Origin of the sequence: Psychrobacter sp. BF1 (assembly GCF_019279065.1) — a bacterium.
GTDB classification, from domain to species: Bacteria; Pseudomonadota; Gammaproteobacteria; order Pseudomonadales; family Moraxellaceae; genus Psychrobacter; species Psychrobacter urativorans.
Genome location: NZ_JAGYWV010000011.1, coordinates 30,588 through 56,636 on the forward strand (window position 1 = coordinate 30,588; position 26,049 = coordinate 56,636).

22 protein-coding genes are annotated in these 26,049 nt (G+C 41.5%); 11 read left to right on the forward strand and 11 right to left on the reverse strand.

Going from position 1 to position 26,049, the window contains the following annotated elements; genetic code table 11:
* Window positions 1-106: 106 nt before the first annotated feature.
* On the reverse strand, window positions 107-1,726 hold the full coding sequence (locus KZA12_RS11955; protein ID WP_218690372.1) for a glycosyltransferase family 39 protein: 1,620 nt from the start codon (window positions 1,724-1,726) through the stop codon (window positions 107-109).
* Between the two features lie 266 nt (window positions 1,727-1,992).
* Between KZA12_RS11955 and KZA12_RS11960 the strand changes: the two genes are divergently transcribed.
* On the forward strand, window positions 1,993-2,856 hold the full coding sequence (locus KZA12_RS11960) for a glycosyltransferase (protein WP_201622873.1): 864 nt from the start codon (window positions 1,993-1,995) through the stop codon (window positions 2,854-2,856).
* An 86-nt stretch (window positions 2,857-2,942) separates the two neighbouring features.
* Window positions 2,943-4,028 (forward strand): glycosyltransferase, encoded by a 1,086-nt coding sequence (locus KZA12_RS11965; RefSeq protein ID WP_218690373.1) that lies wholly within the window; start codon window positions 2,943-2,945, stop codon window positions 4,026-4,028.
* A 183-nt stretch (window positions 4,029-4,211) separates the two neighbouring features.
* On the opposite strand, the gene KZA12_RS11970 is transcribed toward KZA12_RS11965, so the two are convergent.
* Window positions 4,212-4,910, reverse strand: a complete 699-nt coding sequence (locus KZA12_RS11970; protein WP_218690374.1) for a putative nucleotide-diphospho-sugar transferase — start codon at window positions 4,908-4,910, stop codon at window positions 4,212-4,214.
* A gap of 101 nt (window positions 4,911-5,011) precedes the next feature.
* The gene (locus KZA12_RS11975; protein ID WP_218690375.1) at window positions 5,012-5,779 is read right to left on the reverse strand and encodes a hypothetical protein; all 768 of its coding nucleotides are present in this window, start codon (window positions 5,777-5,779) and stop codon (window positions 5,012-5,014) included.
* 189 nt (window positions 5,780-5,968) lie between these two features.
* On the opposite strand from KZA12_RS11975, the gene KZA12_RS11980 reads away from it, so the two are divergent.
* Window positions 5,969-7,066: a glycosyltransferase gene (locus KZA12_RS11980; RefSeq protein WP_218690376.1), complete on the forward strand. Its 1,098-nt coding sequence runs from the start codon at window positions 5,969-5,971 to the stop codon at window positions 7,064-7,066.
* A 39-nt stretch (window positions 7,067-7,105) separates the two neighbouring features.
* Here KZA12_RS11980 and KZA12_RS11985 read toward each other — a convergent pair whose 3' ends face one another.
* Genes KZA12_RS11985 through aspS form a run of 4 tightly spaced genes read right to left on the reverse strand, consistent with a single transcriptional unit; the run spans window position 7,106 to window position 11,668 of the window.
* Window positions 7,106-7,954, reverse strand: coding sequence for a hypothetical protein (locus tag KZA12_RS11985; RefSeq protein ID WP_256932956.1), 849 nt, complete (start codon window positions 7,952-7,954; stop codon window positions 7,106-7,108).
* A gap of 39 nt (window positions 7,955-7,993) precedes the next feature.
* A complete protein-coding gene (locus tag KZA12_RS11990) occupies window positions 7,994-8,794 on the reverse strand; it encodes a glycosyltransferase (RefSeq protein ID WP_201622825.1) in 801 nt (266 codons plus the stop codon).
* A gap of 35 nt (window positions 8,795-8,829) precedes the next feature.
* Window positions 8,830-9,780 (reverse strand): lysophospholipid acyltransferase family protein, encoded by a 951-nt coding sequence (locus tag KZA12_RS11995; protein ID WP_218690378.1) that lies wholly within the window; start codon window positions 9,778-9,780, stop codon window positions 8,830-8,832.
* A 58-nt stretch (window positions 9,781-9,838) separates the two neighbouring features.
* Window positions 9,839-11,668, reverse strand: coding sequence for an aspartate--tRNA ligase (aspS, locus tag KZA12_RS12000; protein ID WP_218690407.1), 1,830 nt, complete (start codon window positions 11,666-11,668; stop codon window positions 9,839-9,841).
* A 560-nt stretch (window positions 11,669-12,228) separates the two neighbouring features.
* On the opposite strand from aspS, the gene sohB reads away from it, so the two are divergent.
* The 5 genes from sohB (at window position 12,229) to KZA12_RS12025 (ending at window position 18,228) form a co-directional block, all read left to right on the forward strand.
* Window positions 12,229-13,203, forward strand: coding sequence for a protease SohB (gene sohB, locus KZA12_RS12005; protein WP_201622827.1), 975 nt, complete (start codon window positions 12,229-12,231; stop codon window positions 13,201-13,203).
* A 307-nt stretch (window positions 13,204-13,510) separates the two neighbouring features.
* A complete protein-coding gene (locus tag KZA12_RS12010) occupies window positions 13,511-14,749 on the forward strand; it encodes an acyl-CoA dehydrogenase family protein (RefSeq protein ID WP_218690408.1) in 1,239 nt (412 codons plus the stop codon).
* A gap of 200 nt (window positions 14,750-14,949) precedes the next feature.
* Window positions 14,950-16,326 carry a phosphotransferase family protein gene (locus KZA12_RS12015; RefSeq protein ID WP_218690379.1) on the forward strand — a complete coding sequence of 459 codons (1,377 nt, stop codon included), beginning with the start codon at window positions 14,950-14,952 and terminating at the stop codon, window positions 16,324-16,326.
* A gap of 54 nt (window positions 16,327-16,380) precedes the next feature.
* Window positions 16,381-17,142, forward strand: coding sequence for a histidine phosphatase family protein (locus KZA12_RS12020; RefSeq protein WP_218690380.1), 762 nt, complete (start codon window positions 16,381-16,383; stop codon window positions 17,140-17,142).
* A 216-nt stretch (window positions 17,143-17,358) separates the two neighbouring features.
* On the forward strand, window positions 17,359-18,228 hold the full coding sequence (locus KZA12_RS12025; protein WP_218690381.1) for an SDR family oxidoreductase: 870 nt from the start codon (window positions 17,359-17,361) through the stop codon (window positions 18,226-18,228).
* Window positions 18,229-18,455: 227 nt separating this feature from the next.
* Here the strand turns inward: KZA12_RS12025 and fetB are convergent, their stop codons facing one another.
* From fetB to KZA12_RS12040, 3 genes are all read right to left on the reverse strand, one after another.
* On the reverse strand, window positions 18,456-19,247 hold the full coding sequence (gene fetB, locus KZA12_RS12030) for an iron export ABC transporter permease subunit FetB (RefSeq protein ID WP_218690382.1): 792 nt from the start codon (window positions 19,245-19,247) through the stop codon (window positions 18,456-18,458).
* 80 nt (window positions 19,248-19,327) lie between these two features.
* A complete protein-coding gene (locus KZA12_RS12035; protein WP_218690383.1) occupies window positions 19,328-20,200 on the reverse strand; it encodes an ATP-binding cassette domain-containing protein in 873 nt (290 codons plus the stop codon).
* A gap of 3 nt (window positions 20,201-20,203) precedes the next feature.
* Window positions 20,204-20,809 carry a thioesterase family protein gene (locus KZA12_RS12040; RefSeq protein WP_201622833.1) on the reverse strand — a complete coding sequence of 202 codons (606 nt, stop codon included), beginning with the start codon at window positions 20,807-20,809 and terminating at the stop codon, window positions 20,204-20,206.
* Between the two features lie 243 nt (window positions 20,810-21,052).
* On the opposite strand from KZA12_RS12040, the gene xthA reads away from it, so the two are divergent.
* From xthA to KZA12_RS12055, 3 genes are all read left to right on the forward strand, one after another.
* The gene (xthA, locus tag KZA12_RS12045) at window positions 21,053-21,877 is read left to right on the forward strand and encodes an exodeoxyribonuclease III (protein ID WP_201622834.1); all 825 of its coding nucleotides are present in this window, start codon (window positions 21,053-21,055) and stop codon (window positions 21,875-21,877) included.
* Window positions 21,878-22,117: 240 nt separating this feature from the next.
* Window positions 22,118-23,353 carry a bifunctional glutamate N-acetyltransferase/amino-acid acetyltransferase ArgJ gene (gene argJ / locus KZA12_RS12050; RefSeq protein ID WP_218690384.1) on the forward strand — a complete coding sequence of 412 codons (1,236 nt, stop codon included), beginning with the start codon at window positions 22,118-22,120 and terminating at the stop codon, window positions 23,351-23,353.
* 307 nt (window positions 23,354-23,660) lie between these two features.
* A complete protein-coding gene (locus tag KZA12_RS12055; RefSeq protein WP_201622836.1) occupies window positions 23,661-24,059 on the forward strand; it encodes a DUF4377 domain-containing protein in 399 nt (132 codons plus the stop codon).
* Window positions 24,060-24,254: 195 nt separating this feature from the next.
* Here the strand turns inward: KZA12_RS12055 and KZA12_RS12060 are convergent, their stop codons facing one another.
* Window positions 24,255-25,688: an L-serine ammonia-lyase gene (locus KZA12_RS12060; RefSeq protein ID WP_218690385.1), complete on the reverse strand. Its 1,434-nt coding sequence runs from the start codon at window positions 25,686-25,688 to the stop codon at window positions 24,255-24,257.
* Window positions 25,689-26,049 lie beyond the last annotated feature (361 nt).

The window sequence follows — 26,049 nt, forward strand, 5'->3', positions numbered from 1 at the left end:
CAAAGAGGATTGAGGGCTTATTATTAGGGTTTGATGGTTCTAATTAGTAACTACTTAATATAATAGATAGATAGCCTTTGATTACAGACTATCTAGGACATATAGGCTACTTAGCACAGTTGCTAGGAATATAAGCAACCCAGTTTATGACTAACGGCTCAGTGATATTTGTATCTCGCCAAGCCATTCTCCATTGACCTTGTTGCTTAGTCAATAAATTAGAGTTAGTTGCACTTTCTTGCTGATTAGCCGTACTTACAGCCACTTCCTCTAGCAAAGGCAAAACGATATCGTCTTGTTTATAACTATTGGCATTAGCACCCGTGTTTTGCCAGACTACTAAAGTACCATTTTGTTGTAAGCGCTCAGTATTCATCCATGGTGAATGGCTAGCAGGTCCTGATATCATCTGTGAGGGAAAACCGTTATTCATAGCCACTAAAGCACCAAGCCAGCGATCACCTGATACACTGTCAAGTGGACAACTACTTAAAGACTGCCAAGTAGCTTGTGCTTGTGCCGCAAGTGCCTGTTCTGGCCATTGCATCCTTGATGGCTTATCGCGTATCTTATCACCAAACCCTACGTATATCACTGTCAATACCGTAGCGAGTGTCAACCAAATAATAAGCGCCTTAGTTATCTTGCTCGTAGTTAGCTTTTGGCTGGCAGGGGAGATAAAGGAGGCCGCAAGAAGTCCTGATAGCGCCCACATCGGCATACCCCACATATCACGCAAACCTATACCAAATAATAAGCTCAATATGATTAGTACCCCTATAGGAGCCAGCCAAAGATACCAAAGTAAAGAAGCACCCTTTGGCAAGCTATGCTTATAGTCGCTAATAGCCAATAAGCGTTTACGATTAAATAATAGTATCAGCAGTAACGGAATATGAGCCACTAGTTGGGCGATGATAAAACTTAGCCAACTAAAATGACGCTTAATGTTATCGGCACCTTCACCCACATCATGGGCGCGGCCACTGGCATAACCAAAGGGCAGCCAGTCATGGCTTACTAGCCAATATAAGTGCGGTGCAAATATAGCCAGCATAATAAAAGCTGCAAACCAAGGCTGTGGCTGTTTTAATAGCGGCCATTGTCTTGGCAGAATCAAGTATAGCGCCATCGGTAGCAGCAAAAATACTACGCTGTACTTAGTGAGCATACCAAGACCACCCAACACCCCTAGTAATAGCCAGTCGGTTAGACGGTTGCGAGTTAAGGCTTGATAAAAAGCTAAATACAATCCGGCCCAAATAGGAAATTGAGCTACATTATGATTAAACTCAAGGCTAGGGTAAGTATAATAGACTATTGCCAAAGTCAGCACGCTGCCCAACAGTGCAATAGCTTGTGACCAAATTTGCTTGCCTAGCTGATAAACTAAAAACAGCGTTAGTATTACATAGAGCTGGCTGAGTAAGTAGGGGCCAACATGACCAAAAATTTTATAGAAGCTGTATAATACCCAAGATGAAAATGGGGGATGCTTGTAATAACCCCATTGCCATTCGCTGCCCCAGTTGATACCTTCACTGACATCGAATGGTACGCTACTAGCGAGAAAGACTGGGGCTATTGACCAAATCAGGAAGTAAACCAATAACAATAGACCAAATCTTTGCCATTGCTGTAAGTTACTTTTGCCAGTATTGCTACTATCTTTAAAATTACCATCTTTAGAAGTAGAACTGCAGAGAAGTTCATTATTAGGGGTCATGTTTGAACTCTTCTTATCATGCAAAGGTTTGGAGTCATTTTGAGATCGCTGTTGCTCGATATAACACTGTGTTATGAGCGACTCTAAATAGTTTGGATGATAGTATAAAGTCTATTGCTAGTAAGTCATAGTCAGAGTTATCATTCTATCTGAATTTGTAGATATAGCTAAATTCAATTATTGACTAAATAATTGCGCCATCTGTAAAAGCATGACGTGATAATTTTTTGTTTTCTAATATCGTTATAAAATTATGAGAACGTCTTATGAACAATGACACTATCCGAGTATTTGTTGGTTGCGATCCTAATAACTGTGATTTAGAACAAATGATGGTATTGGACTACAGTATTCATAAACATACTAGCATGCCTGTTGAAATCGTATGGATGCAGCTATCACGTGATCCTCAGAGCTACTGGTACTCTAACCCTGAAACGGGTGAGGGCTGGAATACTACTAAATGGGCCACCCCTTTTTCAGGATTTCGTTGGGCAGTTCCGGAGTATTGTAACTACTCTGGAAGAGCAATATATATGGATGCTGATGTTATTGTTTTAAGCGATCTAGCCAAGCTATGGCAGCATCCTATTGCTGGGCAAGCTATCGTTGCAGCCAAAACAAAAGCGGATATGACACGCCTATGTACTTGTATCTGGGATTGTAGTAAAGCACAAAATGTTATCCTGCCTATGGAACAGCTTAAGATGGATGCTGACGGTCATCAAAAAATGATGGACTTACTAAAAGAAAAAGCGCAATTGGTGCAACCGTATCAAGACAGCTATAACTGTGTCGATGGAGAAGATCTGGCAATCGAAGATATCAAAATACTGCATTACTCAGATATGGGCACTCAGTTTAGCCATAAATATGCGTTAGCAAGAGTTGAGAAGGAAGGCTTTGAGCATTGGTTTGATGGCAAAATAATACCGCACCCTAGATCAGAGCTTATTGAATTGTTCGATAGCTACTATAACGATGCCCTTGCTGATGGTTACCAGTTAGATAACTATAGAGTGCAACCTTTTGGCAGCTTTCCAAAAAAGACTCATAAGCGCTATAAAGGTAATAAAGTAACTCGGGCAAATGAGTCTAAGTCGTTTCTATCACGTTTATTTAATCGTTAAACTACCAATGAAGCTACTAATAATGGTTAAAAGAAGGTAGCATGCGAAATTAGTAATCTAATATAACTTAATTTAATGAGTGCCAGATGTCTGCTATCTTATCAAAAAAAGATAAAATCGTTTTGTCTATCAACTCTTTACAAGGCGCAGGTGCCGAGCGTTTTGTATTAACTATAGGGGCAGCTTTTCATCAATTAGGATTTGATGTCCACGTATTAACCTTTAATTCTAAAGTTGAGTTTACCTTAAATGAAAACTTAACTTACCATTTAATTGACTATGAGCGCTATAGGTGGCTACCTAAAGGTAAGATTCGCAATTCGGTCATTGCTCGAACCGTTGATCAATACATAGGCAAAAAAATTGGTCATCCTATCCTAGTTTTATCGAATCTTGAACGCTCGGATGGTATTTTTTCTTATAGTAAATTGCCCAATATTGTTTACGTCATTCATAATACTTTGTCATTATATTATAGGTTTTCTCAAGCGGATAATCTTCAGCAATTGAAGTCAAAATTGATAGCTACTTATTCTAAGCATCCTTGCGTCTGTGTCAGTGCTGGGGTTAAGGAAGATTTTATAACCCAGTTTGGGGATATTACTCCAATAGCAGCTATCCATAATCCGATAGATAGATACGAGATTCAAAAGTTAGCCGATGCCTTTGTCCCAGAGTATCAAAACTATATTATCCATGTGGGTAGCTTTAAAGAAGCCAAACGCCACGACATACTGCTGAAAGCTTATGCACAGACTGATCAGTCTTTACCGTTACTGCTACTAGGCCAAGGAAAGCTACAAAAAGATATAGAGCAATTAGTTACCCAGTTGGGACTGACGGATAAGGTAGTATTCTTAGGTTTCTGCGAAAACCCTTATCCTTATATCAAACATGCAAAGTTTAAGGTGCTAGCCTCAGATTGGGAAGGATTTGCTCTAGTAATAGCAGAAGCTCTAGCGCTTGGCGTACCTGTTATTAGCACCGACTGTCCATCTGGCCCAAGAGAGCTTTTACCGGAGAACAATTTGATGCCAAAAGCTAATATCAGCGCCATCTCTAAAAAGCTAAGTCAGGCAATGCAAGATCCACAGCAGTTTTATGCTGACTTTGATGAAGCACTGTTACCTACTACTATAGCTGAGAAGTACTTGGCATTTATACAAAACTAACTGATGCTGAATGTGCACAGGGCTAATTTTTAGAACCATTGGAAATAAAAACACGCAAGCACAAGTGGGCAGATCTTTAGCCGTTCTGCAAAGTAGTATAGCTGAATATTGAGCTACAATTCTTATCAGCTATACCCATTGAGACGGGTATTATTTTATCTATTACCGATTATAAAAGTTACTTCACTTCATTATCAAATAGCTAGCAATCGCTATTATAACTAACAGTGCGACGCCACCAATAATCCGATTACGGGTTCTAATGTTTTGACGTTTGAGCTTAGTTTGACCACGGCTAGCTTGAAACTGCTCAATGTATATCTCTCCGTCATAGTCTTTATCAAAAATCTTTATGTAGCCCGGATTGAGAGGCTCGACGGTTAGGGTATCAGCAAGCTTTTCCATAGCAGTATCTAGGCTGTCTTGATCAACTTGCGTGCGCTTGCCATCTACTTGTTCCTCTATCCACTGCTCAACTAGCCTTATAGTATTAGGGGTGTTGCTAAAGTACATAGTGCTGGCTAAGTAATCATGAGACATGCCTGGCATACCTTTAGTCTTGTAAAAGGCAACGTCAGTAGTGATATGATTAAAGTAATCTAAAGGCTTTTTGACTAAAGCATCGGCATCCAAATACAGAATGTTTTTATTTGGAAACTGTTGTAAGCATTGCAAAATAAAATGCGGCTTGATGCGAGTATTGGCTTCCCAATAACCAGCGTCATCAACTTGCTTAAAGTAATAATTTAAGCCAAAGTCGTCCAAAGATTGTTTTAAGGATAGAGCATGGTTGAGATAGCTATCAGTATAAAAACAACAAACAACAAAGCTATCTGTAGCTTCCATATTGGTGAAAGACAAAGGTTGAGATGTTGTAGACATTTGATACTCTATAAATTTAGATGAGGATAAAGTGCATTAGTATAGGTTTGAGATAGGTTTTTAAAGCTATAAGCTAATTCAAACCTATTTAACTGATAAACTCAATCTAGCCACCATTGAGACTTTTCGTCTGTGTGTAGAGCTCTTAGAGTAGCAAACGCACTGTTATTGCTTTGAAGTTTATCAAAAATGAATAGTAGCATAATTGTCGCCATTTTATCGATTGCATAAAACTTTTCATAACGACTGCGCATATTTTTTAAACTATCATCAGTACCGATACGGAAATAAGTAAGTCCGTCATATAAAGGTAGATGGCTGTGGTAAAGCGCATTGACTTTATCTGTTAGTAGTGGGGTTTGCTCGATAGTATCGTTTAGTTGCAAAAACTGCTTAGTTTCATAAACTTTTAAAGTATTTACCAAAGTAACGACATTCAATAAAATAGTAGCTCTGTTATTATTGTCTGAATAATCAATAAAAGTATCACAAGCAGAGACAATCCAGCGCAGCGACAAATGCTTTAATAGGTAATCAAACTCACTTTCCCACAAGGCTTGAAATTCAGCAAAGATATCTGTTGTTTTATAATTGCGACGTAGCAGTACCACCAGTGTTGCATGGTAAAAACACAGTTCTGATTGTCCAATAAACTGATGTTTTAAATTATCTAAATGAGCGGTTAAGTCTTTAGTTCGTGGCTTATCAGACAGTGCATCAGTGTTACATACGGCTTCTGTAATAATAGTTTCTTTCATCTCGGCAATCGTTTTTTTAGTGAATTCACTAACGATTGCCTGAGCATTGAAAGTTCTTTCACTCTTGAATAGTAAAATAAGTTTACTTTGCCATTTTGAAAGTGCTGTCATTTCATTTAAGCCTTACTCAGAAATACAATGTTAAATTATCGAACAGGTACATTTTGACAAATAGTACCTCATTAAGCTATATCCAAGCCGCGATTTTATGGCTACTTATGCCATAGTTGAATAATAATCAACTCAAACTGGCAAGCCTTGTATCTTATCATTTTAAAACCTCCATATATAAAGGCCTCTATGACCAAACCTATTATTTTACTTATCTTAAAAGCATTAGAAGGTCGTGGTGCTGAGCGCATGGTGACCACATTAGCGCGTGCTTATGCAGATATGAACTACTGTGTTCATGTGCTTTGTCTAGAAGATACTCAAAAGATGCCACTAGATCAGCGGGTTAATTATCATGTTGTGCCATATAATGAACCGCTTTTGCCGCAACACTCAGAACAAGCCACTGCTTATAAATCAGTTGCCAAGCGTATCGATGATTATGTGCTTGGTAATATAGGTAAGCCTAGTCTAATACTAGTCAATATCTATAAGCTCAACTGGATAATGGCCTATAGTCAATTGCCCAACATTATTAACGTATTACACACGGCGCTCTCTAAACAGTTCGCTGACAAGCTGATAGCCGAACCTGTGTCAACGCTTACTCATTTAAAAATGGTGTATGGGGCGTATCCGTGTAGCTGTGTTAGTGAAGGGGCCCGTCAAGATTTGTTAGCGTTAATAGGTAATATTAATACAACTAAGACAATTTATAATCCCTGTGACGTTAAGACGATTAAACAAGCAGTAGCACAACCGCCAAACATCAATCAGTTTGGTCTGAGCGCTAATGGATATATTATTCATGTGGCATCATTCGATATTATGAAAGGTCATCAAGATTTACTACAAGCTTATGCTAAAACAGATCGCAAACTTCCTTTGGTATTAGTAGGCAGTGGCAAACTTGAAGAACAAATAAAGCAGCTAGCTAAGCAGCTAGGTATTGATGATTGCGTCAAGTTTTTGGGATTTCAAGCAAATCCTTACCCGTTAATAGTAGCGGCAGCACTGCTCGTTCTCACCTCTAAATTTGAAGGGTTTGGCTATGTCATCGTCGAGGCGCAAGCACTAAATGTACCAGTGATTAGTACCGACTGTCCGTTTGGTCCAAGAGAGTTATTGCCTAAGCAAAGCCTAGTAGCGGTAGGAGATATCGAGGGGTTAGCCAAGCTAATCAGTGCTGCCCTGATTAGTCCTGAACGTTATAAAGCACCGTTTGATCAGCAGCTACTGCCTGATAATATTGCTGATCAGTATCTAAAATTTTCTGGGAAGTTATAGCAGTGATTTGGGTATATGAGGAATAGTCAATCAAAGCTATTAGTCAAAACTATTAAATAAATCTTTAGAAATAGCAGAGTGATTGACAATAGGGACGCCGTGCTCTTTATAAACTTTCCCTAGTAGATTGAATGATGGCACGATACGGTCTGTAATAGCTTTATCAAGCTTGCTTGGCGCACTATTATCTTTATTTTCATAAAATCTAGGCTCAGCACTGTTTAGTAAATCGATACCATATAAATTGATGATAGACACAGATCTAGAAAAGGCCAATTGCGCTGCAACATAAGCTACCGTACCGGCTTCTACAAATCCATAAGTCACATCTAATGAAACGCCGATAGGAGCAGGTTTATGGCTACTATCAATAACAAAGTTAGGATCATTAGCAAAGTAGGATAAGGGCTTCTTTTTATTTAGTAGCTTTTTCTTAAAGGTTAGTTTGCTGAACCAAAGCCTATTTGATTTAACGCCCCAAGGCCTATCTACTGGGTATAAGATACGCATCGAACTATGATAACTGTGCATAATATCAGGATGAGCTGCTGCTAAAGCCTCAAACACGGCTAAGGTTGCATATAGAGGCTGGCCTCTGTAATGGTTTTTAAGAATTTCTGGCTGATGATTAATAAAGCGGGCATCGCTTATTACCCAGCCGACGACTTGAGTAAAATCGTGCTGAGCAAGTAAACTAATACTACCATTAACAAAAATAGTCGCTATCTCTATCAGTTCTGAGAATGCCAAGTTTGCAGCAGAGGGACCTGAAGCAATAATGTTGACTGCTTGGTTATTCAGACTTTGTTTCGCTTCACTACTATTAAAAGCGTGAATAGTGATAGGTTGATCATCAATATTAAATACAACAGTAGGCGGTAGTTCCAAATTAAGCTCCATTTTATCTTTAAATAATTACCCTAGGTTTTATAGCCAATGGTCTTGTAACCAAGGACTAGGCTTAACGTGTCGATACCATTTTCCACCACCACCATTGATAGCTTCTGGCGGGTTTATCTCGCCATGAAAGATAACAATTTTTGCGTCTTTTGGCAGCTTTGGTGGGCGTAAAAAGTTAAAAGGCACAGGAGCCATGCATTGGTATTTAAAGCTGACACACCAAGTTTTGTCCCAATACTCTAAATGATGATGCTCACGCAAATAGTTTGATAAATAAGCCTGTTCATGGCGTACTTGTTGGCGGATAGTGTCAAAATTACGCTCAAAATTGCTTAGTAAGTCAGGATACGTATTCATGCCAACGTTAAAACGATATACTGAGCTATTACCAATCATTCGCCAAGGCTTTTTCCAATCACGGATGATGACTACGCTATCTTCATGCTGTGCTTGGTAAGTAAAGAAGCCGTCGATATTATTAACGATAACAATATCAATATCTAAAAAAAGCGCTACACCTTTTAAGTCATATAAGTCAGTTTTAAAAGTGGTGAGTTTTTTCCAGCCTCGTTCAGGTCCTGCGGGTAAGTTAAGCTCAGGAATAGGATAGCTGCGAATAGCAGGATCGATACCGCTACTATCATCAGTGAGACAAATCATCTGAAAGTCTAAAGTTAAATGACGGCTGACCATGTTATAGAGGCGATTGACATATTCAGCACCATACTTATCCCCCCATTTCATACAGATAACGTAACGCTGATCAGCTGAGCTGGTGTCAGTAGCGGTTTCGATGATTGAAGAGATTTTGGGGCTGTTGGTAGTCATAGAGGACTCGTCAGTGAAACACATAGAACGGGTAACTAGTTGTTTAAATCCATAGGGGGATCTAGCTCAACAGTACTGTTGCGCTTATTAAGTACATAAGCAGCGATTGTTTTTTCATCACTATTATAGGGATTACCTAAATTAGGTAAATGCTTAAAACGTCGATAGCCCCACATGTAATGGCTACAATGGGGTCGGATCATTCGCTCCATAGCCTGATTAAGCGCATAAGTAGAGACCGCAGAATCGCGGCTATATAATGCTTGATCATCGAATTTATAACAATGAATGTCAAAGCCCTGACCATCGCTACGACGAATACAAGACACGCCTACTAAAGCACAGTTGGTTTTGCTGGCCAGTTTGGAAGCTAAAGTGCTAGTTAAAGTTTCCACCCCAAAGAAAGGAACAATTACACCACCTGAAGGTTCAGGCACATGATCAGGCAGCACCATACTAAAGCCACCCTGTTTTAGCGTTTTAAAAATCGCCTTAACCCCACTACCGTCAGTAGGGACTAAAGTGGCATTAAGCCGCTGCCGACCTTGCAGTACAAACTCATTAATGAGCTTGCCCTTAACCGGCTTGTACATGATAGTGGGGGAACCGAACTGATTGAGCCAAGCGTTCATCATCTCCCAAGTACCTAAATGCGGTATAATTGCGAGCATCCCATTAGGGTCAGCCAGTCCTTGCAACAAGATATCTTTATTATAGATATCTCGAATCTGTTCCATACTCCACTTAGGAGGCATTGCCCAGCTTTTTATAGACTCAACGCTACTAAGACATTGATTGACAACGATAGCTTTAGTCAACTTTTGCTTTTGTAATTCAGATAAGTCTAGATCTGTCAAAGTTATATTAATGCCAATAGTGCGTACTAAACTTGCGTCTGACATACGCATGACAATCCAAGCGACAATATGTGCTAGCCCCTGTAGCAGGGACAATGGCACATATTTGAACAGGTGATAAGGGTTCATGACCGATCACAAGCTAGTCGATGAGACTGTAAAATACAATAGGGCATAGTCAGATTATCTATTCAGCAGATTTAGTAGTGTCAGCTTGTACCTTTTCTCGTACACGGATACCCAAATCACGCAGCTGCTTGCTATCTACTTCAGCAGGAGCTTGAGTTAGAGGACACTCAGCAGTTTTGGTTTTTGGGAAAGCAATAACATCACGGATAGAGCTGGCACCTACCATCAGCATAATCAAGCGATCTAAACCAAAAGCTAAACCACCATGCGGTGGTGCACCGAATTTTAGTGCATCAAGTAAGAAGCCAAATTTGTCTTGCGCTTCTTGCTCGCCTATACCCAAAGCTTCAAGTACGGCTTGCTGCATATCAAAGGTATTGATACGTAAGCTACCACCACCAACTTCTGTACCATTCACTACCATATCATAAGCTATAGATAGAGCGGTTGCTGGGCTGTCTTTTAGCTCTTGAACAGATCCTTTAGGCTTAGTAAACGGATGATGCATTGAAGTCCATTTGCCATCGTCAGTTTCTTCAAACATTGGGAAATCAGTCACCCAAAGTGGCGCCCACTCACAAGTAGTCATCTGCAGATCTAAACCAATCTTTTGGCGTAGTGCGCCTATAGCATCATTAACGATATTGGCTTTATCCGCACCAAAGAAAATGATATCGCCATCTTCTGCTTGGGTACGTTCAATCAAGCTAGCTAGCACTTCATCCGTCATGTTTTTGATGATTGGTGATTGTAGGCCAGACTCTTTATCAACGCCGTTATTGATATTGCTAGCATCGTTGACTTTGATATAAGCCAAACCACGCGCGCCATAGATACCAACGAATTTAGTGTATTCATCGATTTGCTTACGGCTTATCGAAGCACCCTTAGGGATACGTAAGGCGGCAACACGACCTTTAGGATCATTAGCAGGGCCGGCGAATACTTTAAAATCAACACTTTGCATTAGATCAGCGACATCGACTAATTTTAGCGGAATGCGTAAGTCAGGCTTATCTGAAGCGTAATCGCGCATAGCTTCTGCGTAAGTCATACGAGGAAACTGTTCAAACTCAACACCTAACATAGTCTTAAATAGATGCTTGATCAGGCCTTCGTTGATGGCCATGATGCCTTCTTCATCTAAGAAAGAGGTTTCGATATCGACTTGGGTAAATTCAGGCTGACGATCAGCACGCAAATCTTCATCACGGAAACATTTAGCGATTTGATAATAGCGATCAAAGCCAGAAACCATTAGTAGTTGTTTAAACAGCTGTGGCGACTGTGGTAAAGCAAAGAAGTTACCTGGACGCGTACGTGAAGGTACTAAATAATCGCGAGCACCTTCAGGGGTAGCACGAGTCAAAATAGGGGTTTCCACGTCTAAAAAACCATGGTCATCTAAGTAGCGACGAATCGTTGAAGTAGCTTTGGCACGGAATACCATGCGTTCTTGCATTTGTGGGCGGCGCATATCTAAGTAGCGATATTTCAAACGCAAATCTTCTGATACCGTAGTGTTTTCATCATTTAATGGAAAAGGTGGGGTTTCAGATTTCGCTAATACTTCAATTTCTTTGCCCAATAACTCAATTTGACCACTAGTCATCGTAGCGTTTTCGGTACCTTCATAACGACGACGTACACGGCCAGTTATTTTTAGTACATATTCAGGGCGTACAGCATCAGCAGTAGCAAAAGCTTCTGGGGTATCTGGATCAACGACCACTTGTAGAATACCAGCACGGTCACGCATGTCTAAAAAGATAACCCCACCATGATCGCGACGACGATGTACCCAACCGACGATAGTGATGGTTTGCTCTAATAGATTTTCGGTTACTGCACCACAATATTCATCACGGTAACCGCTATGTACACTCATCTCACTTTCTGTGGCGAGTTGAGTTTGGTTTATAATGCTGTTGGTTGTGATAGGGTCGGTCATAATAATAGTTATCCAGTTGTCTGCTCGATTCAAAGAACAATAATGCAGCCATCGTTAGTAGATTTCAACCCACTCAAATTAACTGGCGCTGTAGACTAGGGCCAGTTAATTGAAGAGTTAGTTGCTTGTAAGCGTTGCAATTTTAGCGATAATAAGCGCTAGTCTTTAGATAGACAATTGCCATTAGCAAAAAAACACCATATCAGCAAACTCATAACAATGGAGTGCATAAAAATAAGTGTAAACGCATATTATGCCTAATGTGCTTTTGTTATACAACTCTACTGATAGAATCCTCTGGTAGGGATAGGCTGTATCTGCCCATTTTGTAACTCCTGATTACTAAATAATGCCTGTAAAATGTTTTAGCTTTCAATAATCGCTGAGCGACTTGAAAAGTTTTAATATAGGGGTCATATCATGCTGATACCAAAAATATTACTGTTTTAACTTGGCAGCTCTTTGTCATTTAACCTATTAATTAAGGAATACTATCGATGTTATTTCATCCGCCTAAAAATCCTGTCGAACTAAAAGTAATGCATCTTAATGAATCTCAAAAACAGCATCGTGAGGATTTGGTTGAGGCCACTCAAGGTAAAGCGGCGCTCAAACTACTCAAAAAAGGGCTCGCCAAAAAAGCTAAGCAAGCATTAAAAGCTAAAAATAAGAGTAAGAATAAAACCCCAAGCGCGCAAGTTTTTGTCCTTGATTTCGATGGTGATATGAAAGCTTCCGCCGTCAAGCATTTACGTGAAGAGATTAGCACGTTAATCAGCACTGCCAATAAAGGTGATGAAGTCGTCATACGCTTAGAGTCACCAGGCGGCATAGTCCATGGTTATGGTCTAGCAGCAGCACAGTTGGTTCGTCTTAGAGACGCGGGCTTAAAGCTAACTGTATGCGTGGACAAAGTGGCAGCTAGCGGTGGCTATATGATGGCTTGTGTTGCGGACAAGATCGTAGCGGCTCCCTTTGCAGTTGTTGGTTCTATCGGCGTGGTTTCGCAGCTACCCAACTTCCATAAATGGTTAAAGAATCACGATGTAGATTATGAGCAGTTCACTGCTGGTGACTATAAGCGCACCGTAACTGTATTCGGTGAAAATGACGATGAAGATCGTGCCAAATATCAGCAAGAGCTAGAGCAAACTCATGAGCTATTTAAGCATTTCGTCAATCGTTATCGCTCAATGCTAGATTTAGATAAAGTGGCTACTGGTGAGCATTGGTATGGCGAAGATGCGCTACATCTTAACTTAGTAGACAGCTTGCAGACGTCAGATAGCTATATTTTAGAGCTGATGGAAGATTATGAAGTTTATGCTTTGCACTCACGTCAAAAGCCAACCTTTGCTGAAAAGCTAGGACTAGCACAAGCAGCAGAGGCCACATTGAGTATAGTCATTGATAAATTACCAGAAGCCTTAGCCCGTTTTGACTTCAACAGTCGCCTCAATATCTTAAAGTAGGGATTGACTATAAAAGGTGTTTTTAGCTTAAGCTTTAAACGCACTAAAAGCTGCCTTTATTAGTGCTGGTTTTTTAATACCCTCAGTGTTTGTATTTTGTAAGGGCGTGACCTAACTAGTCGCGCCTTTTTTACTGTTTAATAATAATTGCTATGTTATAACTGGATTGAGCAACCACAATAAGCCCCTGTATACCTTATTATTCAAATGGCTTTTAATAGCTACTGCTACCCAACCTCCCAGCAACCTTCAATAAGATAATTAATCTAGAATAAAAAGGAAGTTATTCATGTCTACTAATGATTTGATGTTCACTACTAGTGAGCAAGGCCAAGCTATTTACCAGCAAGTAAAAGACTTTATCGCCACCCAAATCGAGCCAATAGAGGCCCAGTTTTGGCAACAGTGTCATGAGCTCAATCCTGATGGCAACTGGAAGAGTTGGCAATGGCCAGCAGCGTATGAGCAGTTACGTCTGCAAGCACGTGAAGCAGGTCTTTGGAATTTGTTCTTGCCTGATGATATTTTGGGAGCTGGTCTTTCAGTGACCGATTACGCTCCTATTGCTGAGTTGACGGGGCGTAGTTTATTGGCCCCACATATCTTTAATTGTAATGCTCCTGATAGTGGCAATATGGAGCTATTATGGCGTTACGGCAGTAGCATTCAGCAGGACAGATGGTTAACGCCATTGTTAGCAGGCAAGACACGCTCAGTATTCTGCATGACAGAGCCCTCGGTAGCGTCAAGTGATGCCACTAACATGCAAGCAACAGCAGTAGTAGAAGGCGATGAGATTATCATTAATGGTAGCAAATGGTGGTCATCTGGTTTGGGAGATCCTGCCGTTGATTTATTAATCGTTATGGCGCATACCCCTAGCGAAGATAGAGATCGTCATCATCAGCACTCTATGGTATTAGTGCCCGTCAATACTGCTGGTGTCACTATAGAGCGGATGCTAAAAGTATTCGGTGATTATGATGCGCCGCACGGTCATGGTGAGGTAAGCTTTGTTGATGTACGTGTGCCGCTAGATAGCTTTATTGGTGGGCCAGGTATGGGTTTTGAGATTGCGCAAGGTCGCTTAGGGCCAGGCCGGATTCATCATTGTATGCGCTGTGTTGGCGCTGCTGAAAAGTCATTAGAGCTGGCTGTCGGGCGTGGTATGACGCGTACAGCTTTTGGTAAGCCATTACTACAATTGGGGGGCAATCTCGAGCGTATCGCTGAGGCGCGTATCAAAATTGATCAGGCGCGTCTGCTAACCTTATATGCTGCGCAAAAGATGGACAGCCAAGGCACCAAAGCGGCGTTAACTGAGATATCAGCGATCAAAGTAGTAGCACCAACGATGTTGCAAGAAGTAGTCGATATGGCGATTCAAATATACGGCGGTATGGGAGTCTGTCAAGATACTATGCTACCGGGTTTCTTTGCGCAAGCAAGAGCACTACGACTGGCGGATGGCCCTGATGAAGTGCATAAAACTATGATTGCTAAATTGGAGCTTAAGCGTCAAGGTTTTAGCTCTAAGCGCAAGTAGTAAAGCGAAATATAGGCTAATGGCGCTATCAAGACTAGCTAAATAATAGCAACTTGATAGCCGCTACAACCTTACGATGAGCCAGTAAGAACTCATGTAAAATAGCCTAAGTAAACAATGGAATTTCGTTAGCCCTTATTAGATTTCGTTTTTTTAATAAAAATTTGCAGTTAGCTTAACATCGAGATAAGGATTATCACATGTCAGACAATAATAACAATCTGCAAAGTAGCCGCTCAAATAACAGTGGCAATGGCAATGGCAATAACAGTAGCGACAACCTAGCTACCGATAGCCATACTAATCAAAAATCCAATAGCACCGATAAATCATTGACCCATACTGTACTAGATAAAGGCGGTGAGGTGCGTGAAGGCGAGGAGCTTGATGCGCAAGCAGTAACTATATGGCTACGCGAGCAGGGCGTAGAGGTAGTAGGAGAGCCTGTCGTTACTCAGTTCTCAGGCGGGGCATCAAACTGGACTTATCGTCTACAATATGCCAATCAAGACCTTATTCTACGTCGTCCCCCTAAAGGCACTAAAGCCAAATCAGCGCATGATATGGTACGGGAATATACAGTACAAAAAGCGCTAGTAAAGGTCTATCCTTACGTGCCAAAGATGATTGCTCTGTGTACTGACGAGGCGGTTATCGGTGCCGACTTTTATGTGATGGAGCGCATGGAAGGTATTATTCCTCGTGCTAATTTGCCTAAAGAAATAGATTTTGATACTAGTCAAACTCATGAGCTATGCACTAACGTCATTGATGCCTTAATTAAGCTGCATCAAGTTGATTATCAGCAGCACCCTGAGCTAGTAGCCTTAGGCCGCGGTGAGGGTTACTGTGAGCGTCAAGTCAGTGGTTGGGATAAGCGCTATGTCAAAGCCAAGACCCCGAATGTACCTAGTTTCGCTGTGGTGAGACAATGGCTAGCTAACCATACCCCTAAAGACAGTAACACTTGCGTCATCCACAATGATTGGCGCTTCGATAATGTCATCTTGGCCGCTGACGATCCCACCCAAGTGATAGGGGTACTCGATTGGGAAATGGCTACTTTAGGCGATCCATTAATGGATTTAGGCAGTGCCTTGGCTTATTGGATTGAGGCCGATGACAATATTATTATGCAGCAGTCGCGTCGACAGCCCACTCATCTTGCCGGTATGATGACTCGTGATGAAGTGGTTGAGTATTATCTTGCCCAGACGGGCCTAGAGCTAGACAATTGGACCTTTTATGAAGTGTTTGGCTTGTTCCGCTTAGCTGGTATAGTGCAGCAGATCTATTATCGTTTTTACCATAAACAAACTAGCAATCCGGCTTTTAAGAACTTTTGGATTATTGTCCATGTCTTGCATGCTAAATGCCTTAAACTGATCGCTAAGTATGAAGGCGATGCGCTGTTTATGAATTACGTGCAGCCACACTTAGCAGATAGAGGTATCGATGCTACTACTATTGAACAGCTTCCTGGCCCGCTACAAGCGGTAATCAAAAGTGTATTACCTAAAGCTTATTTTGCGCCAGCAGCGGCTATTGAACAGGACGCAAAATCTATAGATAAGTAATCGGCTTAAATTTATAACCTTATTCTAAAATATAATGATAACAGGCACTACTTTATGACAACCCTCCTTTTAGCTCGTCACGGCCAAGCCTCATTTGGACAAGAGAATTATGATCAGCTCTCAGAGCTTGGGACGCTACAAGCTAAGATGCTTGGTCAGCATTATGGCAATAGTCAGCGGCGTATAGATGCTATCTTTAGTGGCAGCTTAGTGCGTCAACGTGATTCAGCACAGCATTTTTGGCAATCATATCAGCCAGCCCAAGCCAACATTGATCATCAGGGTTCCGCTGCTATTTTAGATCTAGCGAACCCTGAAAGTTATGTATTGCCTTTATTCGATGAATTCAATCACGAGGATGTATTCGTCAAGTCTAATCCGACGCTGTCTACGCAAGCTCAGATTGCCGCTGAGCTTAAGCGAGAAAATAAGCCCTTGTCTCGATTAGGGGAGCTGTTTGGGATGGCTATGCAACGCTGGCATGCTGGTGATCATGATGAAGATTACTTGGAGAGCTGGCCACAATTTAGCCAACGTGCGCAGCAAGCGCTACAGCAGCTACGTACGCAAGTAGACAATCTAGCGCATCTTAATCAAGACAGTACAGTATTAGTATTTACTTCAGGTGGGGTGATTGCCGCCATTACTGCCCATCTGTTGCAGCAGCATAGTGCTACTGCTTATCAATTGACTCAGAGTTCAGTCAACACTGGGGTTACTGCTATTAGTATTCATCAACAGAAGCTACAATTACTATCGTATAACGAGCACAGTCATCTGTTCAGTGCCGGTAATAGTTTTGTGACTAAACATTAGTATTAACTAGTAACTACTCAGTGCTAAGCACTATTTTTCCAGCCGTAGGATAACTGGGGTGTTTATCAAAGACAGCTCGCCCAATAATTAGAGGGCGGGCTAGGCCTACATAACTACACAACTTGCATTCATTGTTGCAACGATAAACCTTATAATGTCCGGTTGAACTCAACATTTTTAGGCTTTATCTGCCTACAGACATAGCAAGGATTGCCCATGCAGCATAAACTATTGAGCTTGGTAACCCAAGCGGCAAAGCAAACTAAAGATCAAGCGTTTGGTGCCATTCAACCTGCCCGTTATCTAGCTACTCTTAACAAAAAGCAAGTTGGAAAAGACCAAACCGTTTTGATCACTGGTGCCAGCTCAGGTTTAGGTGAAGGTATGGCAAGATTGTTTGCCAAATTGGGCTATAACTTAGCGATTTGTGCACGGCGTACTGAGCGCTTAGAGCAGCTTAAAGAAGAGCTGACAACTAGCTACCCTAATATACGAGTGGAGTATCGAGAGCTTGATGTCAGTGATTATGCTGCTATATTTGAAGTGTTCGACCGCTTTGCTACCGACTTTGGCCAGATAGATCGAGTAGTCGTTAATGCTGGTGTTGGTGAGAGTCGCCGGATCGGTAAAGGCCGGTTTGAAACCAATCGCCGTACTGCTGAAATCAACTTTGTCTCAGCTTTGGCCCAGTGTGAAGCGGCTATGCAAATATTTCGTGCACAAAATAATGGTCATCTAGTAGTGATATCGAGTATGTCCGCTATGCGTGGACTGCCTAAGCACATGACCACTTATGGGGCTAGTAAAGCGGGCTTGGCACATTTAGCAGAAGGGATTCGTGCTGATATGCTGCTCACCAAGCTACCGATCAAAGTCTCGACAATTTATCCGGGTTATATCCGCACTGAAATCAATACTAATGCTAAGCCATTACCTTTTCAGGTGGATGCCGATACTGGCACTAAAGCTATGGTAGCGGCGATTGAGTCTGGGGTTGATGAAGCTTGTGTGCCAAGCTTACCATGGTCTATAGTTGGTCAAGCAATGAAACATCTTCCCTTAAATGTGGTCAACAAAATAAGCTGATTTCGGTAGCGTTGTGGTGTTGGTTTTGATTAATCGCCAGCAAAAGCCCTGTAAGTTATTTATTATCAATAAGTAGCTTGCAGGGCTTTTTTATTGATTTTTTTTTATTTACTATCCAGTGAGGGGCTGTGTAATGGTAGTCCTCACAGTCAAGTGCTTACAAGTATTTAGGAAGTTATAGAAAAACGTAATTTTAAATCAGTTAAATAACAAGCGGATAAGAGCAGTTAAGGAAGGACGAATTGCTTATTGGCATTAAAGAACCGGCGGTAAGTGAGTAGGGCGCTCAAAGTGCAGCCAAGAGTACTACTGGCACAAATCAAAAACATAGACACAATTTGATAGCGTACCGCTTGGCTTGGATCAGCACCGGCAAGTATTTGACCCGTCATCATTCCCGGTAAACTAACAATACCGACCACCAGCATGGAGTTCAGAGTAGGGGTCATACCACTGATAATAGCGGCGCGCATCGGCGAGTGTATCGCCTCATAAGGGGTGGCGGATAAGGATAGCATCATCTCAATTCGTGGCTGCTGACTATAAAAAGCCTCGACAAGCTGATTGCTAGTCAAAGAGATAGCGGTAAGTGAATTGCCCAGTATGAGACCTAGAATCGGGATAATGAACTGCGGGGTGTACCAAGGACTAACTTGCAATATTATCGTGATAGCAATAGTAGTTACTAGGACTGCTGATAAACTAACGGCAAGCAAAGTATCCGTAAACAAGCCTTTATACACCCGCTTGACTCGGTTTTTGGCAGCAATACCAGCGATCAGAGTCATCATGGTTAGAATCAAGAGCACTTCATACCATTGCTCACGGGCAAACACCCAAGCTAGTATCAGCCCTATAAAGCTCAGCTGTACAATAGTACGTACTGCCGCTATCAGCAAAGTAGAGCCTAAGTGTAAACGTAAGCGCCAAGATACCAACATGACTAGCAAAATTAAGCTGCTGGCCAAAGCTATATCAGTAGTGGTTAGCAAGATTTGCAGCTCATTAGTGTTAGTCATAGGGGCTTATCATCAAAAGTGTTTGTCATTTTTATCAGGGTGAGGTTAAGCTGTAAAATATATCTAATGGTAGATCTGGTTTAGGCCAGCTTGGTCAGCCGCCCCGCTTGCATCTGCCAATGGCTATCAGCAAACGGCATAATGCTATCGATATCATGAGTTATCCATAGTAGCGCACGATTTGAGTCATCATGCAGCCACTTAAGCAACAGTCTAATCAAGTCTGCTGCGGTTTGTGGATCTAAAGCGGCCGTGGGCTCATCTAGTAGCAGTACTTGGGGGTCTAATTGTAATAAGCGCAAGATATTTACTAGTTGTCGTTCACCACCTGATAGATAGGCCGTTGACTGATATAATAACTGCTCGTCGCGCTGCAAATAGCTCAGCTGTTTAAGGTGCCATTGCTTATCAAACTGCTGATTATGATGAGCATCTAGAGTGTAAGGCAACTGTAGATTGTCAAGAACGCTGCCTTCTATTAGCTGTGGATGCTGACTGAGCAACGCTACTTGAGCTCGCCAGTAGATAGGCGACGAATCAAAAATACTAATTCCATTAAGATGAATGTCGCCTGTACTGATTGAGGTTAGGCCGGCAAGCAAGCGTAGCAGTACCGACTTGCCACTGCCTGAGGCCCCAGTTAAGACTGTCAATTGTCCTGCTAATAGCTGACCATTCGCACCGTCAAGTAGTAAGGGCCGCTGAGTCTCTAAGGGTAGCTGGGTCGATAATGATTGGCGCCATAAACTGCCAAACCAGCTTTTAGCTGGTTTATAGATGCTAGCTAGGTTATAAGGTTTAGGTGCTTTGGCAGCGTTAGTGGCAGTTTTAGCAACAGCGTTACTAGTCCCGATACTACTATCAGTATGAGATCCTAGGGAAGCTGTGCCCCGCGCACTGAGCTCACTAAAGCTCAATAAGGGCTGGTTATTAATAGCAGTAGGAATTGGCAACGGCTATTGACCTTGTGCATGCTGAATCATGGCTTGCTCAATGAGATGATGCAGCTTTTTGGGCACTCGAATCGGTCTAATAGGCGCGGCACTAGGGGCAGCTGCTGGTGCTTGAGTCGCTGCTTGGTTGTCCGCTGAGTTTTCAATTGGCGAAGGCGTTTCACTTTTGATTTGATTTTGTACACAAGCGATGACAATTCTAGCGCTACTTAACAGGCTACTACTAGGACTGGTAGTGGCTAGTGAATCAGCTGCTGCTGATTGGCGGTGAATGCTTTGATAAAATATAATGCTGGCTGGTTTTAGGTCAACTTTATCGATTTGTACAGTGATAATTTCATCGAGAAAGATAGCTTTACGGTATTGTAGCTCGGCTTGACTGACTACAAAATGTTGGATTTGACCATCATCAGCTTGCAAAAAATAGGTATTAAGTCCAATCTTAGTAAACCAGTCACGACGGCAGTTCTCAAAAAACACTAGATGATTGGCATGATAGACTATGCCGCCAGCATCGGTATGATTGATATAGATATGGTAATCGGTGGCGAATAAAGGCGTGGTTTGTTGTAATAGATTGGCAGTACTGCTTATTTTTTGATTAGTCATAAAGGGTCTCAATAGAGATTAATGATTAGGCGTGTCTACTAGTGTTTTTAGCGTATTATTGGCTATTAGACTAGCATTATAGAAGACAATAGCGGTAGTCATAGTACTTATAGCAGCCATAATATTTATACTTTATCTTAACCACTAGAGCCAAGCAAAGTTTATGTCAGTAGCTGATTAAAATTATATATTGTTTAAAATAAAACGCTGTTAATAAACCCACTAAAAAGAATAGGATTATGCATGACTTGTTTTGTCAGTTTTAATGTTAATGGTATTCGTGCCCGCCCACATCAGCTAGAGGCTTTACGCGATATAATCGACCCTGATGTCATAGGTCTACAAGAGACCAAAGTACATGATGATCAGTTCCCTATTGATGATGTAGAAGGTCTTGGTTATCACGTAGAGTACTTTGGACAAAAGGGTCATTATGGCGTGGCGTTGATGTCTAAAGAGCCGCCTATCTTTGTGCAAAAAGGCTTTCCTGGAGAAGATGAAGAGGCGCAAAAGCGTTTTATTCATGGCCGTTATCTATTGCAGGGCCGTGAGATAGATGTGCTTAATGGCTATTTTCCACAAGGTGAGAGTCAAGATCATCCCACTAAATACCCTATGAAACGTGCTTATTATGCTGATTTGATGGCGTATATTGATACGCTAAAAGCTGAAGGACGCTCATTGATAGTCATGGGTGATATGAATATTGCTCCTGAAGATATCGATATTGGTATTGGTGAAGTCAATGCTAAGCGTTGGCTCAAAAATGGTAAAACTTCATTTTTGCCAGAGGAGCGCGAATGGTATGCAGCACTGATGTCACGTGATCTTATCGACACTTATCGTCAGCATTATCCAAAGAGCAATGAGCTATATAGCTGGTTTGATTATCGCAGCCGTGGCTTTAATGACGAGCCTAAACGTGGTATGCGAATTGATCATATTTTATGTACCCCAGATCTCACTGAGCAATGTCTAGACTCTGGTATAAGCTATGAGCTACGTGCTATGGAAAAGCCTTCTGATCATGCTCCTATTTGGTCAAAGTTTGACTTAAGCAAATCTTAATTATTGCCTTATCGATATAAAGCTCAAGGTCAGTTAGTTATAGTAGCTAGTGCTGTTAGACGTCAACTCTAAACAGCACTTTTGATCGCCTCCTGTTAATAATTACTGCTTATATCTACTCTTAACTATAGCTACGCGCAGTTATATCTATAAACAGTTAGACGTACTAATGAGCACCATTAAAAATAATTTATTAATCATAATTTATTAATAACAATCTACCAATAATAAGGAGTCACTATGGCTGTTGGCAATGTTGCAGTACCAAATACCATTTATGCTATCGATGGCATTACTTTAAGTGCTACTGCCGCTGGGGTACGTTACCAAGACCGCAATGATTTAGTGGTAATAGAGATTGCGCAAGGCGCTAATACCGCAGTGGTCACTACCAAAAATGCATTTTGTGCCGCGCCAGTACGAGTATTGCGTGAGCATTTTGCTGCTAATAGTCCCCGTTATCTAGTGACTAATACGGGTAACGCCAATGCCGGTACTGGTGCTGATGGTAAACGCCGTGCACTGGATATTTGCCAAGCGTTAGCCAGTAAAGCTGCAGTTGATACGACAATGGTATTACCATTCTCAACAGGAGTCATTGGTGAGCCATTAAACAGCGAGGCTATAGTAGCGGGACTAGATACAGCATTGTCTCAGCTAGGCGCTGACAATTGGTTAGCCGCTGCTAATGGTATCCGCACTACTGATACTATACCCAAAGTAGCCAGCCAAAAAGTAGAGATAACTAGTGGGGATAGTAGTATCAGCTACCATATCACTGGTATGTCTAAAGGCTCAGGAATGATTCGTCCCAACATGGCGACTATGCTTGGCTATGTTGCTACTGATGCCAACATCGCAGCTGATCTATTACAAGAGATGCTCACTGCCATTAATGAGCAGTCCTTTAATCGCATTACCGTAGATGGCGACACATCGACTAATGACTGTTGTGTATTGATTGCCACCGGTAAAGCCAGCGCCGAGGTTATTGATAGTCCAGAACATCCTCATTACCAAGCGTTATTTAGCGCATTAACGGCTGTCTTTGTGCGCTTAGCCCAATTGATTGTGCGTGATGGAGAAGGGGCTACTAAGTTTATAACGGTTAAAGTTACGAGTGGTAAGACTACTAAAGAGTGCTGTGATGTGGCGTATGCTGTTGCCCATTCGCCGCTCGTTAAGACTGCATTTTTTGCTAGTGACGCCAACTGGGGACGGATATTAGCAGCAGTCGGTTACGCTGGCGTTGAAGATTTAGATACAGAACAAGTCGATGTGTCGTTGAACGAAGTGATGATCTGTCAGAATGGCGTAGTAGCACCTAGTTATAACGAACAAGCAGGTAATGAGGTCATGAGTCGTCCTGAGATTACTATTCATATTGATTTAGCACGAGGCAGTGCTAGTGATACGGTTTATACTTGTGATTTATCTTATGAGTACGTGAAGATTAATGCTGATTATCGCAGCTAATCAGGGTGTTTTAGACAAGTAACCCTAGTGCTTATTCAGATTTTGACAGAAACTACTATCGCACCAGTAAGGGTATAACTATAAGACTGAGATCGAATGCTGTTGCAAACTTTGACGTTTAATTACAAAGCAGTTATAGAGTACAAGGTTTTAAGCGGTCTATACTTATCGCAGCAAAAAAATAAGATACATAGCTTTTGATAAGGTTAAGGCTTATTACCAATTGTTTTGGCAATAGCAAGTATTCTAAAAGCTTATATAGATAATTTAACAGTCATAAAACGTTTATTAACTGAGGAATAGCATAATGAAAAAATTAGTATTAGCAGCATTAGCATCAACTTTTGTATTAGCGGGTTGTTCTACTATGGGCTTGGATAACGAGCGCACTATGGTTGTTGAAGGCCAGTCTGTAAACGTTAAAGTCGTTAACATTCCAAGCTTTAAAGTAGAGATTGCCCCACGTAAGGCTATCTGTGAATATACTGCTAATGATGGCAATGTTGTTGAAGCTGAATGTATTCAGTATCGTCAAACTTATCAAAAGAACTACAACACTTTGAATGGTAACATCCAAGGGTTCACTTATGAGCCAAACTATCGCTATATCCTAGACTTACGTCAAGAAGCGGTAGCTGACGAAGCGGCTGGTACAGTTAAGCCTATGTGGATCTTGAATGAAGTGGTTTCAAAGACTGCAGAGTAATCATTGTCTAAGTTGGGTTATTATTTGATTAGATAGCTGTCTGATTTATAAGTTTTTAATCTGATAGCTGCTTAATCTGATAGCTATAATATTTGACAGCGATGCTCAATAAAAAAAGCCTCTAATTCGTTAGAGGCTTTTTTTTGCTTATCTTTTAATATTAAAATCTGTTAGTGTCTAAAAAATATACAAGTATTAGCATTGACTGTATTTGACACTGACCCCTTGAGAGACAGTAGGAATACGATTATCGGCATAAACTGCCAGACCACCACGTGAAGTCTCTTTATAATTATCTAGCATGTCAGCGCCAGTCTGTTTCATAGTTTTGACTACTTTATCGAAAGAGACAAAATGCTCTCCATTGCCTCGGCAGGCTAGACGTGCAGCGTTGATGGCTTTGACCGCGCCCATAGCATTACGTTCAATGCAAGGTACTTGTACTAAGCCGCCGACAGGGTCACAAGTTAGACCTAGGTTATGTTCAATACCAATTTCAGCAGCATTTAAGCACTTAGCAGGATCGCCGCCCATAATCTCAGCTAGACCAGAAGCCGCCATAGCACAAGCAGAACCAACTTCACCTTGACAGCCGACTTCCGCACCAGAAATAGAAGCGTTTTGCTTAATTAGGCTGCCAATAGCAGTAGAGTTTAATAAAAATTTACGCGCGCCATCATTACTATAACTGGCGATAAAATCACGATAGTAATGCATGACTGCTGGGATAATACCGGCAGCACCATTAGTCGGAGCAGTCACTACGTTGCCCCCATTAGCGTTTTCTTCATTAACTGCCAAGGCATATAAATCCACCCAATCCATCGCTGCTAATTTATCACTTTTAGTAGCAGGAAGATCTTTTTCGGCACAAAGTTGCAAATGCAGAGCCTGCGCCCGACGCCTAACGTTCAAGCCGCCGGGTAGGATACCGCCATTTTCACAGCCTCTAGTGACACAGTCCTGCATCGCCTCCCAAATCGAATCTAGATAAGCATAAACCTCATCTTTATGGCGATAGTGACACTCATTGGCTAATACTAGTTCGCTAACCGTTAAGTTATGCAGGTGGCACTGTTCAAGTAGCTCTGCGGCGCTATCAAAGGGATAAGGAATGCGACCAATAGTTGGCGCAGCACTATCTTGCTCAGGATCGTTGGCGTCTTCTTCATTGATGACGAAACCGCCACCTACGGAGTAATAAGTCTGCTGATAGCGAGTGCCGTCAGCCAATACAGCGCAGATAGTCATAGCGTTAGGGTGATAAGGCAATACCGTGTCGCCGTACCAGCGAATATCGCGTTCAATGTCAAAGCCGACGCTATGCTCACCTGATAAGTTCAATTGCTGCTCAGAAAATATCGGCGTTAGATACTGGTCTGTTAAGCGGGTGTCAATAGTACTTGGCTTATGTCCAAGTAAACCTAACAGTATGGCAGTATCGGTAGCGTGACCTTTACCAGTTGCCGCTAAAGAGCCGTACAACTCAATCTCAATAGCGGTTACATCAGTCAGTTTTGCTTGCTTGAGTAGGGAGACTAAGAATAAATTAGCTGCTACCATTGGGCCTACCGTATGGGAGCTTGATGGACCAATACCAATTTTAAATAAATCAAATACACTAATCATAGTCAATTACCAAAGAGAAGTTAAAGGGAGTCAATGTGGTGATGATACACCGCTTTATATTGAAAAATTATTTATTTTTTATCTAGTTTTTCGGGCAGTTTTAGAGTTTAGCTGAGTGGCTCATCAGCTAGTAATTAGCTAGCAAATATAATGATCAATAGCAGCATAACTATTAACTGAACTATAAACTTAACTATTAACATAGCTATCAGTATAAGCACTAGCATAAATACTAAAGTAAATAGCATCGATAACAGTGGCTTGTAAGGCAGGCAAAAAGGTAAGTTAATGCTAGGGTCTATAGAAATTTTTAAACGTAAGAGTACGTGAGACACGTGAATAATAGCTGTTGTTTATTATT